15 protein-coding genes and 1 tRNA gene are annotated in these 14,468 nt (G+C 57.0%); 12 read left to right on the forward strand and 4 right to left on the reverse strand.

Features of this window, described 5'->3' with window-relative positions; translation table 11 throughout:
• Position 1 precedes the first annotated feature (1 nt).
• Positions 2-736, reverse strand: coding sequence for a PEP-CTERM sorting domain-containing protein (locus ABEB25_RS20430; protein WP_345738297.1), 735 nt, complete (start codon positions 734-736; stop codon positions 2-4).
• A gap of 235 nt (positions 737-971) precedes the next feature.
• On the opposite strand from ABEB25_RS20430, the gene ABEB25_RS20435 reads away from it, so the two are divergent.
• A complete protein-coding gene (locus ABEB25_RS20435) occupies positions 972-2,237 on the forward strand; it encodes a glycosyltransferase (RefSeq protein WP_345738298.1) in 1,266 nt (421 codons plus the stop codon).
• 97 nt (positions 2,238-2,334) lie between these two features.
• Here ABEB25_RS20435 and ABEB25_RS20440 read toward each other — a convergent pair whose 3' ends face one another.
• Positions 2,335-2,568, reverse strand: coding sequence for a ferredoxin (locus ABEB25_RS20440; RefSeq protein ID WP_345738299.1), 234 nt, complete (start codon positions 2,566-2,568; stop codon positions 2,335-2,337).
• A 196-nt stretch (positions 2,569-2,764) separates the two neighbouring features.
• Here ABEB25_RS20440 and hemQ point away from each other — a divergent pair, with 196 nt between their 5' ends.
• From hemQ to ABEB25_RS20470, 6 genes are all read left to right on the forward strand, one after another.
• Positions 2,765-3,577 (forward strand): hydrogen peroxide-dependent heme synthase, encoded by an 813-nt coding sequence (gene hemQ / locus ABEB25_RS20445; protein ID WP_345738300.1) that lies wholly within the window; start codon positions 2,765-2,767, stop codon positions 3,575-3,577.
• Positions 3,578-3,608: 31 nt separating this feature from the next.
• Complete coding sequence (locus ABEB25_RS20450; protein ID WP_345738301.1) at positions 3,609-3,860, forward strand: addiction module protein; 252 nt, start codon at positions 3,609-3,611, stop codon at positions 3,858-3,860.
• Positions 3,845-4,156, forward strand: a complete 312-nt coding sequence (locus ABEB25_RS20455) for a type II toxin-antitoxin system RelE/ParE family toxin (protein WP_345738302.1) — start codon at positions 3,845-3,847, stop codon at positions 4,154-4,156. The genes ABEB25_RS20450 and ABEB25_RS20455 overlap by 16 nt, the downstream gene beginning before the upstream one ends.
• A gap of 51 nt (positions 4,157-4,207) precedes the next feature.
• Positions 4,208-4,990: a thiazole synthase gene (locus ABEB25_RS20460; protein WP_345738303.1), complete on the forward strand. Its 783-nt coding sequence runs from the start codon at positions 4,208-4,210 to the stop codon at positions 4,988-4,990.
• Positions 4,991-5,064: 74 nt separating this feature from the next.
• Positions 5,065-6,123: a class I SAM-dependent methyltransferase gene (locus ABEB25_RS20465; protein WP_345738304.1), complete on the forward strand. Its 1,059-nt coding sequence runs from the start codon at positions 5,065-5,067 to the stop codon at positions 6,121-6,123.
• 79 nt (positions 6,124-6,202) lie between these two features.
• Positions 6,203-6,288 (forward strand) — tRNA-Tyr (locus ABEB25_RS20470).
• Between the two features lie 248 nt (positions 6,289-6,536).
• Here the strand turns inward: ABEB25_RS20470 and ABEB25_RS20475 are convergent.
• Positions 6,537-7,823: a glycosyltransferase gene (locus ABEB25_RS20475; protein ID WP_345738305.1), complete on the reverse strand. Its 1,287-nt coding sequence runs from the start codon at positions 7,821-7,823 to the stop codon at positions 6,537-6,539.
• Between the two features lie 365 nt (positions 7,824-8,188).
• Positions 8,189-9,709: a lipopolysaccharide biosynthesis protein gene (locus ABEB25_RS20480; protein ID WP_345738306.1), complete on the reverse strand. Its 1,521-nt coding sequence runs from the start codon at positions 9,707-9,709 to the stop codon at positions 8,189-8,191.
• Positions 9,710-10,460: 751 nt separating this feature from the next.
• On the opposite strand from ABEB25_RS20480, the gene ABEB25_RS20485 reads away from it, so the two are divergent.
• From ABEB25_RS20485 to ABEB25_RS20505, 5 genes are read left to right on the forward strand one after another with little or no spacing between them, the layout of a single operon-like run.
• Positions 10,461-11,075 carry a hypothetical protein gene (locus tag ABEB25_RS20485; protein ID WP_345738307.1) on the forward strand — a complete coding sequence of 205 codons (615 nt, stop codon included), beginning with the start codon at positions 10,461-10,463 and terminating at the stop codon, positions 11,073-11,075.
• Positions 11,072-12,004: a 3-oxoacyl-ACP synthase III family protein gene (locus tag ABEB25_RS20490; protein ID WP_345738308.1), complete on the forward strand. Its 933-nt coding sequence runs from the start codon at positions 11,072-11,074 to the stop codon at positions 12,002-12,004. Before ABEB25_RS20485 ends, ABEB25_RS20490 begins: the two co-directional genes overlap by 4 nt.
• A 17-nt stretch (positions 12,005-12,021) precedes the next feature.
• Positions 12,022-12,252: an acyl carrier protein gene (locus ABEB25_RS20495; RefSeq protein WP_345738309.1), complete on the forward strand. Its 231-nt coding sequence runs from the start codon at positions 12,022-12,024 to the stop codon at positions 12,250-12,252.
• Between the two features lie 47 nt (positions 12,253-12,299).
• Positions 12,300-13,589, forward strand: coding sequence for a DUF4910 domain-containing protein (locus ABEB25_RS20500; RefSeq protein ID WP_345738310.1), 1,290 nt, complete (start codon positions 12,300-12,302; stop codon positions 13,587-13,589).
• A complete protein-coding gene (locus ABEB25_RS20505; protein ID WP_345738311.1) occupies positions 13,586-14,392 on the forward strand; it encodes an AAC(3) family N-acetyltransferase in 807 nt (268 codons plus the stop codon). Before ABEB25_RS20500 ends, ABEB25_RS20505 begins: the two co-directional genes overlap by 4 nt.
• The last annotated feature ends 76 nt before the right edge of the window (positions 14,393-14,468 follow it).

Below are 14,468 nucleotides of genomic sequence, written 5' to 3' on the forward strand. Positions count from 1 at the left end.
ATCAGCCAATGGTAGAAGCAGCCCCGCGACGGCGGCGGCTCATCAGCCCTACAAGGGCTGCCATTCCCAGCAGCAGTGCCGGGCCGGGCTCAGGCACTGGCACCAGGCTGGTCTGGATAGTGTATGGCTGGCCACCGCCCGTGGTCCCGTTCAGTCCGCCGTAAATGGCCGTGTCCGCATCAGCAAGCTGCCACTCATACGAAGTGGTAGAAGGCTCAGTCGGATCTGGAAACACCCAGTCATTGGCCACATCCCCCAAGCCGGGGCCATCCGTCACCAAGGCCCATTCCGTGCCAGTTTCACGATTTTTGGTGTTGTAAACCCAAAGGTAAGCCACCTCTCCCTGTGCGAAAATATCAGCAGGATTGGCATCCACAGATCCAGAACCGCCAGTGATCAAATGTTCCACACTTCCGACATAAAACTGGTCCACCGTGTTCCAACCCTCTGGGTCTCCATCACCAGGATCTCCCGGTGTCGGATCGAAGGCGCGATCAAAAACCTTCCAGTTGGCCGCCCAATCATTGATGTTGGATCCTGTGGGGACAAAACCATTGGCAAAGGAGCCGATCTCAAACGAAAAATTTCCATCCAGCACCTGACCACCGGCGTCGTAGAACAGATCGTTGAAGTCACTGCTCCAAATAATCGTGCTGCCCTTGGATGACAAAGGCATCGCTAAAGCAGACAAGGCTGCACACAGGGTGAGCAAGCGTGAGATGAAGTGTGATTTCATGGCTGTAGGAGGGATTTGGAATGAGGAAAAACGTCCCCTAAAAGCGGGGCATCGGCAGAGACTGCAGGGTACGAGAGACCATATGGCATCAACATTATATATGGAAATTATACTTTAATTTGATAATTATCAAAAAATAAAACCCGATTTTTAATGTTTAAGAAGCTTTTTCCGCTTCTGCCCCCTTCCCCGTCTTGCTCATCCCGGCATCCGGTGTCCTTTGGGTATCCCTATCATGCATGCGGTTCTTCTCCCCTTTGGCAGTGCTGGCGATGTCTTCCCCTTTCTTTGGCTAGGCCGTCAGCTCAAGGCCCAAGGGCATGAGGTCACGCTCATTGTGGCCTGTGTTTTTGAGGACATCGTGCGTCAGGCCGGTCTGCAGGTCATTCCCATGGGAAGCCAGGAACAGTTCGACCGATTCATCGCGGACCCACGAGTCTGGAAACTTTACCACGGCACCAAGCTAGTGTTCGAATTCGCCGGGGAAAACACAGAACCCGTGCTTGAGGCCATCGAATCTTTGATTCAGGCAGGCAAGCCGCCAGATTTGCTCATGGCCCCCTGTACCGTCTTCGGCGCACGGCTGGCACGAGAAAAGCACGGCATTCCCCTCATCTCAGTCCATGTGCAGCCAACGGTCATGATCAGCGCCCACGAGCCCCCGGTGCTGCTCCCCGGCATGCAGCACCTGCGCAAGCTCCCGCTCCGATTTCGCCAATGGCTGGTGAAGCTGCCCAATCCGGCCGACCGCTTTGCAGCGACTGCGGTTGAGGCCGCCTGCGCCCGTCAAGGGGTGACTCCGCCCAAAAGCCTGTGGTGGGAGTGGGCCGACTCCCCAGATGGTGTCCTGGGACTTTTCCCAGAGTGGTTTGCCCGCCCCCAGCCAGACTGGCCCGCCAATTTGCTGCTCTGGGATTTTCCCCTGGAGGACATTGCCCAGGAACGCCCGCTAAGCGCCGAAGTGGCCCAGTTTCTGGCCAGCGGGGACAAACCCATCGTTTTTACGCCAGGCAGCGCCAACATCCAGGCGCGCCGCTTTTTCGAGGTAGCGCTGGAAGCCGTCACCGCCCTGGGCAGACGCGCCATTTTCGCCACCCGGCAGCTCGATCAGCTCCCTCCCGGCCTTCCGGTCACCGTCTTGCCCGTGGAGTATGTCCCCTTTTCCACCCTCATCCCCCAGGCAGCCGCCTTTGTGCATCATGGCGGCATCGGCACCCTTTCCCAGGGCTTTGCCGCAGGGATCCCCCAGCTCATCATGGCCATGGCCCACGACCAGCCAGATAACGCCTTCCGGCTGGAGCAACTCGGCGCAGGCATCGGCCTCACGCCCCGCACTTTCACCCCTGCCAGGGTGCAAGCCGCCTTACACCGGCTGCTCACCCTTCCATCTTACCAGAAAGCGGCCCGGGAATGCCGGGCAAACATGCAGCAACGCCAGCCGGTGGCGGGTCTGCTTCGTTGGATCGAAACCCGCCAGAATCAACGATCTACAGGCGGGTAACAGTCCCCTGCCCTCAAGACCGCCTTCAACAAAAAAGACACAGCCCCTGAGGAGACTGTGTCTTTTAAAAAATTCTTTTCGCAATCAGGAAACCGGATCAGTCACCATCGCGGCCGATGGCCTCGACAGGGCAGCCAGCCAGGGCTTCTTCAGCCAACTCACGCTCGTCGTCAGACTCAGGCTGCTTGTAAACGTAGGAATGACCTCCGTCATCGTCACGCTTGAAGTTGGCTGGGGCAGTCTCACGGCAAAGATCACAGTCAATGCACTGATCGTCCACGTAGTATGCGCCAGCGGTATTCTGAGGGTATTTGTTTTCTGCGTCTGCCATGTTGAGAGTCTCCTTGTCTTGGATTTTGCGGGCCGGATAAATAATTCCCGCTTCCGGGGTTTCAATCACTTTTTGCGTTTCCCTGCGCCTGCCCATTGAGCAGGAGGCATTCCAGCGTATGAAGAGATGTAGCCGGGCGGGATTCCAATGTCCCATTCTGCCACAGTCCCGACTTTAAACAACCCGCCAAATCACCATGTCCCCCATCATCCCCCAGGAAGGCTGGATCGTTCAGCACCTCTTTTATCACGTGGACCACGGCTTCTGGGCCGCCCTCACCCCTGAAGAAAAGGCCGAACGCTTTGACCGGTTCAACGCCACCGTCCAGTCCATCCGCTCGCATCCAAAGACCCAGCTACTGACCTTCAGCATGGTCAGCCCCAAGGCAGACCTGGGCATCATGCTGCTGACGCCCGACCTGCAGGATGCCAACCGTTTTGAAAAAGAGCTGGGCCAGGCCTTCGGTCCCGAAGTGCTGAATGCCACCTACAGCTACCTTTCCATGACCGAATGGACGGAATACAGCGAAAAGGAGGAGGATGCCTCCGCCCGCATCGCCCGCACGGAAAACCTGGAAGTCGGTTCCGAAGCCCACACGGCCCGCATCGCCGAGTGGAAGGGCCACATGGACAAATACTTCAATGACCGACTCTACCCGAACATGCCGGACTGGCAGGTCATGTGCTTTTACCCGATGAGCAAGCGCCGCAACGTGGGCGCCAACTGGTATGCCCAGGAATTCGAAAAACGTCGCGAACTCATGGGTGGCCATGCCAAAACCGGCCGCAAATTCTCCGGCAAGGTGCGCCAGCTCATCACCGGGTCTACCGGTCTCGACAGTCACGAGTGGGGTGTCACCCTCTTTGCTCACGACATTTTCCAGATCAAAACCATCGTCTATGAAATGCGCTGGGATGAAGTGACCACCCAGTATGGCGAATTTGGCGACTTCTACATTGGCATCCAGCTCAATGGCGAAGAGCTGCTGCAGCGACTGCTGCTGGCTTGATTTTTCGTCCGCCGGGACTATCCATGATTCCATGAGTGCCGCTTCCATCTCATCTTCGCCATTGCTGGAGTCTGCATTCGCAGTCGTGGCGAAAATGTCGCGCGATGAAAAAGCAGTACTCCTGGAACGGGTGGAGGCTGAATTGCGAGATGACGCGGGAGTTCCCGATTGGGAACATCAAGTGGTACAAGAGCGCCTGCGTCTGCTGGATGAGGGAATTTCGATTCCAATTCCGTGGGAAGAAGTCAAAACCCGGCTCGGACGCAAATGGGGAAAAAAATAATCTTCCTTCCAGAAGCCGAAGCTGATCTCGACGAGGCTGCTGAATTTTACGAAATTCAGGAACCGGGACTCGGAGATGAAGTCTTTGACTTTCTATCTGCACGAATTGACGATTTGGTGACCACTGGCGGCCTCCATTCATTCAGCAGAGGAGCGCATCGGGCAGTAGTCTTGGGCCGGTTCCCGTATTTCACGATTCATTACCGGAACGATCCATCAACCATCACGGTGCTTGCTGTTCTGGACCAACGGCGCGATCCAGAACACAATCTCAACAAGCTACGCAGCCGGATTTAATTTCCATCGGCATCAATAGCCTCCGGCTCCGCCAAGTTTAATCCTTTCCCCATGCTCAATCAGTCCCTCACCATCGCCGACCGCACCTTTCAATCCCGCCTCATGATGGGCACGGGAAAGTTTGCCTCCGGTGAACTCATGCGCCAGGCCATCATCGCTTCCGGAACGGAGATCGTCACCGTAGCTCTGCGCCGTGCCGACCTCACCGGCAAAGGCGACCCCTTCGCCAACATCCTGGACTTCATCCCCAAGGAAGTCCTGCTGCTGCCGAACACCAGCGGGGCAATGAATGCCGAGGAAGCCGTGCGTCTGGCCCGCCTCGCCGTGGCCGCCGGCCTGCCGAACTGGGTGAAACTGGAGATCCATCCCGATCCCCGCTATCTTTTGCCCGACCCGATCGAGACCCTGAGGGCCGCTGAAATCCTGGTCAAAGAAGGCTTCATTGTCCTCCCCTACATCAATGCCGATCCCGTGCTGGCGCGCCGTCTTCAGGACGTTGGGACCGCCACCGTCATGCCCCTGGGTTCCCCTATCGGTTCCCACCAGGGCATCACCACACGCCGGCAGATTGAAATCATCATTTCCCAGGCCACCGTTCCTGTGGTGGTGGATGCCGGTATCGGTGCCCCCAGCCATGCCGCCGAAGCCTTTGAAATCGGAGCCGATGCCGTTTTGGTGAATACCGCCATCGCCATCGCCAACGATCCTGCCCGGATGGCGGCAGCCTTCAAATCCGCCGTCGAGGCCGGGCGCAGCGCTTATGAAATTGGACTTGGGGAGCAGCACGACGAAGCCGACGCCACCAGCCCCCTCACCACCTTCCTGTACCAGTAACCCCGGTCCCTGGTCCAGACGGCTTCTCAAGCCGCCCGGTGGATCTCAAATCGTGGCCCGCAGCCACCTGCCTCATGCACGCCCTTACCGCCCTCTTTTACGCCCTGGAGACTCAGCCCGAGATCCCCGTGGCCACCGCCCAGCGCATCCTCTTTCTTCGCGCCCAGTCCCATTCAGGCCTCGAGCCACTGCGTGAGCGGCTCACCTGTGAGCAAACCTGGAAACCCCATGCCGCAGGGCTGGAGCTTCAGGGCATCCGCCACACCCGCCTGGCCGAAGGCCAGTATGATCTCATCCTCCTCCTGCCCGACCGCCAGCGCGAAAGCATTCTCTCCGACTTTGCCCACGCCCATGAGCTGCTTGCAGAAGGCGGTACCCTCGTCGTCGCCCTGCACAATGACTGGGGTGCCAAGCGCATGGAGCAGCACCTGGCCGAAGTCGCCCCCGAGGTGAAAACCCTCTCCAAAAATCACAGCCGCGTCTTCTGGGCTACCCATTCCTCTCCCTGGAAAACGGATGTCCTGGCCCAATGGAAAATCAACGGTGCCATGCAGCGCATCCTGGATGGCAGGTTTTGGTCCCAGCCCGGTCTCTTTAACTGGGATCGCATTGACGAGGGCTCCGCCCTGCTGACCGAGCACCTGCCCCACTCCCTCAGCGGAGCCGTGGCCGATCTCGGCTCCAGTTGGGGATTCCTGAGCGACCACATTCTGCGCCACTGCCCGAATCTCCGGAGTGTGGACATGTATGAGTCCGATGCGCGCGCACTCGAATGTGCCCGGCGAAATACCGGCCTCGTTCCCGTTCCCGTGCGGCCTCGCATCTTATGGAAAGATGTCACCCAGGGCGTCGGCAGCGCCTGCTATGACACCATCATCATGAACCCTCCCTTTCATGACGGTCGCGAGACGAACAGCATGCTGGGGCTCAAGTTCATCACCGTCGCTGCCCAGGCCCTTCGCACCACTGGGGACCTCTGGCTCGTCGCCAACAAGCACCTCCCCTATGAGAACCTCATGAAGGAGGCTTTCGAGCATCACCGCACAGTGGCCGAGACCCGAAACTTCAAAGTTTTGCACGGCAGCAAACCCACCCTGGTGACCCGCCAAGTGAAGCGAAAAAGCCGCCGTTAATTTTTTCGTTCATGAAAAGCAAAACTCTCTTGCAAACATCCCCAGCAAGTCTTAACTCCACGCCCGCACGAAAGTGAATGGGTAGGTGCCCGAGTGGTTAAAGGGGGAAGACTGTAAATCTTCTGGCTTACGCCTACGCTGGTTCGAACCCAGCCCTGCCCACCATTTCGCTCTCTGCGGTTTGTAAAAAAAACCCGACTTTAACAGGTCGGGTTTTTTGTGTTTGGGCAGAAAAATGAATCTACCCTACCGCAGTAAATTCCGGCGCAATCATCGGCTACAGCCCCCGTAGGCCCGCTTTGTCCTTCCATCATCAAGTGGAAAAAGATGCACCAAGCCTTCAGTATTGGCCTTTTCAAAAATCACCCAAAGAATACAGCCGGACTCTTTACCTCACGTGGCTTTGGTCATACTTACAAAGAATAGACATTGCTGATACTGGCGGTCACTTGGGAGAAAATTTTTAACAGGGGCTGGTTAATGCGATCAATATGGAAACGGTCCATGCCCTGGCGCTGCGCAGGGCTCAACCCCCAGTTCCCCGTCTCCCAGTCCTGGAGCAAGCGAGTGATACAACGTGCGATGTCATCCGGATCGGTCAGCTCGGCCCAATGCAGGCCAGCCCCACGCAGGACTTCGGCCACGGCACTGTCCTTTTCCGCCAGCCCCAGCACCGGGTGGTCATAGGCGAAAGCCTCGACAAGCTTGGTCGGGAGAAAGACGCCGCCAAACCCCGGCATGTCGATGATGAGCGTCAAGTCGCTGGCGGCGATCTGGCGCTGGCATTCATCAAAGGGGACGCCTGCGGAGAGCTTGATAACATCGCCCAAGCCTGCGGCATCCACCTTCGGCTGGTAGCAGGTGGTGTCCACCCCGATGCAGTTGATCTCCAGCCGACCGGCCAAAGACTGGGTCTTTTTCAATCGGCGCAGAGCCTCAATCAATGTGTCCGGGGTGCGCAGAGTCGGATAAAAGGCCCCCGCATGAATGACCCGGAGAGCACGGCCCGCCACAGTTGGTGGGCGGATTTCAGCCAGCCTGCCCACGGGGGTTTCATATCCATGCGGAATGATGTGGACCCGCTTTCGCCATTCTTCTGGGTAGCGGTACAACACACGATCCGCAGCATGCTGAGTAACGAAGACCAGAGCATCAGCATTTTGAAGTATCCGACGCTCAAAATAATGCCCGATCAAACGCTGCAAGGGCCGATGATGCAGGCCCGCGCTAATCCAGGGATCGCTAAAATGGGCCACCCAGGGCAGGCCGGTGGCCTTCTTCAGCCGCCAGCCGACCACATTGCTCACATGCTTGGAAGCTCTGGAGTAGATCACCTGCGGCTGCCATTCTTGGACGATTCCCCGCGCTTTGGCCACGGCCGGGAAAGCCCAGGGGAGATAGACTTCGGGCAAAACATAGTGGCCCGCGCCAATCGCGGCCAGCCGGCCAAAGCGAGGAAATCTTTCCGTCAGGACGGCATCGGGGCTGGGCACCCGGTCCACCAGAATTTCTTTGGGCAGGCCCTGCAACAGGGATGAATCCATCGCCTGTTTAGCGTGGGCCAGGGTAGTCGTCAGCACTCGGACTTTCAAACCCGCCCGATGCAGAAATTCCGCATTGATTTTAACCAGGCTAGACTCCGGCCCGGCGGTGGGCGGGAAGTTATGGGAGACGAGAAGGACTTTAGACAGGTTTCCCATAGATTACTTCTTTTTGCCCCTCGTTTTCACGATGGTCTCCATGGGTTCACGCCCGCTCAGGCGGAGGTTTGTTCCTGCCCCAGAATGCTTTAGGTCCGTTGATTCGCAGATATCCATTTCAGAGCTTAGTGGCCACCCTGCCCTCATCACCTTTAAGCCCTTTGTTTTCAAAGGCAGAAAAGAAATTTCGGACGAGTTTTTCATGAAAAGGGGATTTGGGGCACGCAGAAGATCAAGAGTGAAGTGCCGCATGGCAAATTGCATTAATAATGCTTCATTCTCCATACGGACAGTCAACTCATTTCCATAAAAAGACCATCTCAGTTGGGTGAAGCCTTTGCCAGCCAAGGCTGATCCCGGTTGGCTCACCCGGCCCAAGAAAACCGACCCCTGAAAAGCTGCCACAAAGATTGCCGCATCCGGGCATCCAGCGCCACCCAGGGAACGGCGAGGGTAAAGACAAACGTGTAGCCAACGCTGCACAGGAAAAGCTGGCCATAATCGGGCGTCAACCACCCCATTGCCCACCAGGCATACAGTGCTGGAAGCGCCAGAGACAGGGCCATGGGCTGCAAGATCATGCCAAAGAGGTACCTCCAAGGGTTCAGCTTTGCGCAGTCACGCATCAGCCACGGCATGATGAACAGATAAAACACGCTCATTTCCAGCGCTGTACCCAGGACCACCCCTCGCAGTCCCAGAAATGGAACCAGAGCGACGGCAAAAATGACCGTCACGATGCCTCCAATGAAATTGGCCCAGACGAGCCAGCGCTGTTTGTTCAGGGTGTACAGCAGGCTGTGTGCGGGGTACTGCATGAAACGCAGGCCGTAAGGGATGGCCAGAATCAGCATGACATCATGCGCACGGCCAAAGTCAGCCCCCATCCAGCGTTTGAAAAAGGCCTCTCCAAAAAAAGCTAGGCCGCCAACGGCCCAAGTGGAGAAACTAACCGTAATCCGGGTGACCCGGCGGAACTGGTCCTGTAAGGCCTCGTGGTCTTCCGCCCCATGAAGCTGGCTGAAAGCGGCCAGAATCTGTCCCCCGAAAAGGGCGTTGACCACATCCTCCAGCATCGTGATGAGACGCATGCCCAAGGAGTAAACGGGCACTTCCGACAGGCCGCACATTTTGCTGATCAGGAAAGGGTTCACCTGTAACCGAAAGCTCTCGCCCACTTTGAGCAGCAGCAACGAATTGCAGTAGCTGAAAAGCTCCCGCTTGGTCTGCTGGGTGGCTTCTGGAGAAAGCTCGCCGCCAGGGCGCGGCAGGTGACGTGCCATGAACCTTTGCAAGGCCAGTTCCAGGCAGTCCCCAGAACCGTGGGCAATGGCCGCCCCCACCAGGCCGAAACCGGAGCGCAAGGCAATCGTCATCATTACAGCCTGAACGAGCGAACGAATGATGGAACACCAGGCCAGCAGATCATACCGGACATGGGCCCGCAGCAAAACCATGGGCATGCGGGAAGCAAAACGCAGAGCCGTGGTGGACCCACAGATCGCCAGAGGAGCCATCACCTCCCAGGCTGAAAGATTGTGGGAAGCCAGCCACGGCATCAGCGGCAACGAAGCCATCGTGCATACAAAAATAGCAAACCCAATGATGCGGAACAGACGTCGGGAAACCGAGAGGATGGTCCCTTCCCGCGCCACATCACCTGAACCGACAGCGATCGCAAAATAACGGGTGCTGGCCAGCGTGACCCCAAGATCCAGAAGAAGGAAGAAACTGATGACGGTCATCGCCAGCAGCCATGAGCCATAACCATCCTCCGAGAGACCGTGCAGCATCAGCGGCGCGGTATAAAAGACCACCCCGATTTTGACAACATGGTCCAGCAGATTCGCCCCGGAACCACGCAACAAATGTCTGCCAATGCTCATCCTTGAAACTTTATCATTCGCTTATCAAAATCACCCGTCGCTCTCTCCCCAAACAAAGTCGCCGGGTCCGAGAGATTGCTAATGTTGCGGCAGGAACATTCCCAGCAGCAGCACCAGACAGGAGCAGGAGTCATAGCAGAGATTCAACCCGGGCCAACCGCTTTGGCTGCCTCCACCCCCAGTTTTTATGTCCTTTGGAGATGAAAACCCGGCAGCTTAGGAAGATTGCCAAATAGCTTCTATTTTTGCAGCCATGCCATGGGAGCGTACGGAAGCTGGACCAGCCCCAAAGCCCCTACGGAGAAATGACATCTGGAAGTGACGCATGACCTTCCGAAAGACGAATGCAGGAGGCGCAATAACAGCACACAAAAACACAATGTTTGTTATACCTCACATCCCAAACCGCCGCCTCGAAACTGTCGCCAAGGAAGTGGCCCATGTGTTCCTGTAGCCCAGACCGCCATGATTTCGGACCTTCTGCACGACTTTGTCTTTAGATGTGAGCAAAGGATCAGGAGGATGAAACGAGTCTGTCGCCAGACAAACAGGGCTTAAAACAAGCCAGCTTGACAATAAAAAGGTGAGCCGAGCTTCGTGCATCCCTTTGGGAACAAACCTTCATCGGTTTTTGACGGGCTCTATCACCTGATAAGGAAAGCCTTTACTGAAAGACTTTTTGTTAGTCGAACAACTTCACATCTTGTCATATTGACATTCAAATGCGCCCCCTTGATCTAGTCAAAACACCATGGAACAAAGTCACCCCCTTGATCTCGCCTTTCGTGGAAAGAGGAGCTACATCCACGGCACAGATATTTACACACTCATTGTTAGTCAAATCAGGGAACAGGAATGTGACGCCGCTATCAGCCTGTCTTTCCATTCCCAGCTCCTCAGGCAACCAGACCTCATTCCCGCCAGCGAAAGCCAGATTGCCACACAACGTGAGAGCACTCGCTTTCGCGGCGATGTCCGCATAGGCAGAGGGGCCGAAGCCCAGTACTGGATGCTGATGGAGAGCAGCCGCGAAGTCGCCACGAGACTGCCCTGCCGCGAGGCTGAGGTGGTGGCCACCGCCATGGTGGATCCAAACGCCCGGACTGCCACCCTGCCAGCCAACAGTGCAGGAACCCCCATCGAACAAGTAGTCTTTCTGAACAAGCATCTGCATTTGCTCGCGCTGCCTGCGCCAGCCACCCAATGGCTGTTTGCCAGGCTGGAACTCAAGCGGGCGTTGCCTGAGTCCACTGCGGGCGAAGTCACTGTGAAATTGAACCAGGTGCTGGGAGGCCGATTCACCCGAAGCAGCATTTCCTGCGGAGGTGAAACGATCGGGAACATCTATTTCTCCCTGGCCGCATGATCCCCAGCATTCGCATCAAACACATTGCAGTGCATGTCCCGGTCTTCAGGGAAAGCACGTTGGTGCGATGCAGCGGCTTTGGCTACGATGCAACGTTCCTCAAAGAAAAACTAGGCACGCTGGAGCTGGCTGTTAAAGAACCCGGCCAGCAGACTTCCGACCTGTGCGTGGCCGCTGCAAAAAATCTGGAGACCAGAGGCGTCTCTCTGGATGACATTGGGGCGCTGATCGTCTGTACGCAAACCCCCGACGGTCACGGAATCCCCCACACTTCGGCCGTGGTCCATGGCAAGCTCGGACTGCCCGATTCCTGTGCGTGCTTTGATTTGTCCTTGGGCTGTTCCGGCTACGTGTATGGGCTTTCGGTGGTGATGGCTTTCATGCAAGTCCATGGCATCCAGCGCGGCCTCTTTTTCACCTGCGATCCCTATTCGGAAATTGTCGATGCCACCGATCAAGCCACCAGCCTTCTCTTTGGCGATGCCGCCACCGTCACCTTGCTGGAAGCCAACGGCCCTGGCTGGGCGATGACAGACATTTTGTTTGGCACGCAGGGCAAGGGTGGAGAGGCGATCCATAACCGGAGCGGCAAACTGCACATGAACGGTCGCGAGGTTTTCAATTTTGCCCTCACCCAGGTGCCCCGACAGATTCGGGCTCTGCTGGACAAACGCCAACTGACGCTGAACGAAGTGGACCTCGTGGCCCTGCATCAGGGCAGTCGTTACATCGTCGAAAAAATCCGTGAGCGCCTGCACCTGAGCGCCAGCAAGGCCCCGGTTTATCTGGAAGGCATCGGTAACACCGTTTCGTCAGCCATCCCCCTCCTGCTGGAACAGCACCTCGGCCAACGGCCCGCCCGCATTCTCCTCTCCGGATTTGGCGTCGGGCTTTCCTATGCTTCGGCCCTTCTCGAATGGCAGGACTAAAATCTCCTTTCCCCCCAATGAAAACCATCCCCCCCACTCTGCTAGATCTGCTGCAAGAAGCGGTGCCTGAAGCCAAACTCCACACCGATGATGACGGTGACCGTCCGCTGGGCGAAATCGGCGTGGACTCGCTCGACAAAATGGCCTTGCTGCTGGCGGTGCAGGAGAAGTATGACCTGGAGTTCACCGAAGCTGAGATCAAGGACTTGCGGACGCTGCGGGACATCGCGGAAAAAATACCTGCATGAGTGCGCAAGCCCCATGTCCGGAAACGCCAGAGTGCAGTCCCTCAGGCATGCATGATCTGGCCCAGCGCCTGTTTCCCATCTGCCGCAGCATCACGGGTGATGGTGTGCGCCAAACAATCAGGATTCTTCAAGAGTACCTGCCCATGCTGCGGATGGTCGAAGTGCCCACTGGCACGCAATGCTTTGACTGGCAGGTTCCCGAAGAGTGGAACATCAGCGAGGCCCAGCTCATCGCGCCAAATGGCAGGGTGATCGCCGATTTCGCAGTGAACAATCTGCACGTGGTCAGCTACTCTGAGCCCGTGGACCTGGAACTGAGCCTGGAAGAGCTGCAGCCCCATTTGCACTCGGAGCCCAATCTCCCGGAAGCCATCCCCTACATCACCGCCTACTACAAGCGCAACTGGGGCTTTTGCATTACTCACCAAGTGCGTCAAAATCTGCCGCAGGGGCAATATCGGGCCATCATCCGTTCGACCCTGAAAAAGGGGCATCTGACGTATGGAGAGCTCATCATTCCCGGCAGCACAGACCGTGAAGTTTTGCTGTCCACGTACATCTGCCATCCGTCTTTGGCGAACAATGAGATTTCAGGCCCAGTGGTCACCACCTTTTTGGCCCGCTATCTTCAGGCCCTGCCTGACAGGCGATGTACCTACCGGATCATTTTCATTCCTGAAACCATCGGTGCCATTGTGTATCTCTCTCAGCATTTGGAGCATTTGAAGTCGCATGTGATTGCGGGATTTGTGCTGAGCTGTGTGGGGGATGACCGCGCGTATTCCTATTTGGAATCAAGATTGGGCAATACCCTGGCAGACAAGGTGGCCCAGCATGTGCTGAAGCATTTGCAACCTGACTACGTCCGCTACAGCTACCTGAAACGCGGCAGTGATGAGCGTCAGTTTTGCTGGCCGGGGGTGGACCTTCCAGTCTGCTCCGTCATGCGTACGCGCTATGGCAGCTACCCGGAATACCATACTTCGTTGGATGATCTCACCGTAGTCACCGAATCCGGTCTGCAAGGGGCCCTTCATGTGCTGCGCCATTGTATGGACTGTCTGGAGCAAACGCTCACTTACACCACCACGGTGCTGTGCGAACCCCAGCTCATGCGCAGGCAGCTTTATCCCACGATTGGCAGGAAGGGCATTGCGGCGGGTTCACGGGTGCTGGTGGACATCATGGCCTACAGCGACGGGCAGCATGATCTCATAGATATTGCCAATATCCTCGGTCGCCCTGCCTGGGAGCTTTTTCAGGCCTTTGAGACGCTGCATGCCCACCAGTTGCTGAGCCTGCCCGAAGCCCCGCCTCCTACCCTGGCTGCCGCATGAAATCCAAAGCTCATTACACCACCGAGGATCTGCGACTGGCTTATGGCGAGATCGGCATTCGCGGCGGCGACACCCTGTATTTCACAGGGAATGCAGGCAATTTTGGATTCCACGAAAGCTTTGATAAGACCAGGACTCTGGAAGCCCATCTCGCCAGCCTGCAATCCGCCGTGGGTGAAACAGGCACGCTAGCCGTACCCACCCATAGCTTTTCCCTGTGCAATACGGACCACCTTTTTGATCCGGCAACAACTCCCAGTGAGCGCGGCCCCCTGACCGAGCACCTGCGCCGACAAAACGGCAGCGTGCGACAGTTTCATGCCTTTGCCTCCGTCACTGCCCTGGGGCAGGATGCAGCGCTCCTGTGTGGAAACTGCACCCGTCACGCGTATGGGCCCGGCACCCCCTTCGACCGCATGATCCAGCGGAATGCCTGGTTTCTCAGCCTGGCGCTGCCGCCTCAGCATACATGCAGCATCGTTCACCATGTGGAGATGCAGATGGGTGTGCCCTACCGCTACAGCAAAGAGTATCACCAACCGACGAAACAGGGCGATGAGGTAAGAACGGAAGCTTTTTACCAGTTTGTGACCTATCGAGAGGCCGATCTGGTGAGAGACCGAAATGAAAAGATCTTTCAGCACCCGCTTTTGCAGCAAACCTTGCGCAGCACCCAGGTAGGGCTGGGAACCATCTGGGCCTACCACATGCAGGACTTCTATCAGGCCGCGACTGACTGCATGAGCGGCGATATTTATGCGTGGCTCAGGCAGCCACCGACGGTGCGACCTTACCAAAAGTGAGGGTATGCTGCCGGGAGTCTGGACTTTGCAAAACGTCCACCCCGTCGCTTGACGCCTCCCCTGCCCCCGCCAAGGA

Origin of the sequence: Prosthecobacter algae (assembly GCF_039542385.1) — a bacterium.
GTDB lineage: Bacteria > Verrucomicrobiota > Verrucomicrobiia > Verrucomicrobiales > Verrucomicrobiaceae > Prosthecobacter > Prosthecobacter algae.

What these genes read in the sequence shown, in the direction of transcription:
- ABEB25_RS20430 (WP_345738297.1), bottom strand. Translation starts at nt 736, where the DNA reads ATGAAATCACACTTCATCTCACGCTTGCTCACCCTGTGTGCAGCCTTG.
- ABEB25_RS20435 (WP_345738298.1), top strand. Translation starts at nt 972, where the DNA reads ATGCATGCGGTTCTTCTCCCCTTTGGCAGTGCTGGCGATGTCTTCCCC.
- ABEB25_RS20440 (WP_345738299.1), bottom strand. Translation starts at nt 2,568, where the DNA reads ATGGCAGACGCAGAAAACAAATACCCTCAGAATACCGCTGGCGCATAC.
- hemQ (WP_345738300.1), top strand. Translation starts at nt 2,765, where the DNA reads ATGTCCCCCATCATCCCCCAGGAAGGCTGGATCGTTCAGCACCTCTTT.
- ABEB25_RS20450 (WP_345738301.1), top strand. Translation starts at nt 3,609, where the DNA reads ATGAGTGCCGCTTCCATCTCATCTTCGCCATTGCTGGAGTCTGCATTC.
- ABEB25_RS20455 (WP_345738302.1), top strand. Translation starts at nt 3,845, where the DNA reads ATGGGGAAAAAAATAATCTTCCTTCCAGAAGCCGAAGCTGATCTCGAC.
- ABEB25_RS20460 (WP_345738303.1), top strand. Translation starts at nt 4,208, where the DNA reads ATGCTCAATCAGTCCCTCACCATCGCCGACCGCACCTTTCAATCCCGC.
- ABEB25_RS20465 (WP_345738304.1), top strand. Translation starts at nt 5,065, where the DNA reads ATGCACGCCCTTACCGCCCTCTTTTACGCCCTGGAGACTCAGCCCGAG.
- ABEB25_RS20475 (WP_345738305.1), bottom strand. Translation starts at nt 7,823, where the DNA reads ATGGGAAACCTGTCTAAAGTCCTTCTCGTCTCCCATAACTTCCCGCCC.
- ABEB25_RS20480 (WP_345738306.1), bottom strand. Translation starts at nt 9,709, where the DNA reads ATGAGCATTGGCAGACATTTGTTGCGTGGTTCCGGGGCGAATCTGCTG.
- ABEB25_RS20485 (WP_345738307.1), top strand. Translation starts at nt 10,461, where the DNA reads ATGGAACAAAGTCACCCCCTTGATCTCGCCTTTCGTGGAAAGAGGAGC.
- ABEB25_RS20490 (WP_345738308.1), top strand. Translation starts at nt 11,072, where the DNA reads ATGATCCCCAGCATTCGCATCAAACACATTGCAGTGCATGTCCCGGTC.
- ABEB25_RS20495 (WP_345738309.1), top strand. Translation starts at nt 12,022, where the DNA reads ATGAAAACCATCCCCCCCACTCTGCTAGATCTGCTGCAAGAAGCGGTG.
- ABEB25_RS20500 (WP_345738310.1), top strand. Translation starts at nt 12,300, where the DNA reads ATGCATGATCTGGCCCAGCGCCTGTTTCCCATCTGCCGCAGCATCACG.
- ABEB25_RS20505 (WP_345738311.1), top strand. Translation starts at nt 13,586, where the DNA reads ATGAAATCCAAAGCTCATTACACCACCGAGGATCTGCGACTGGCTTAT.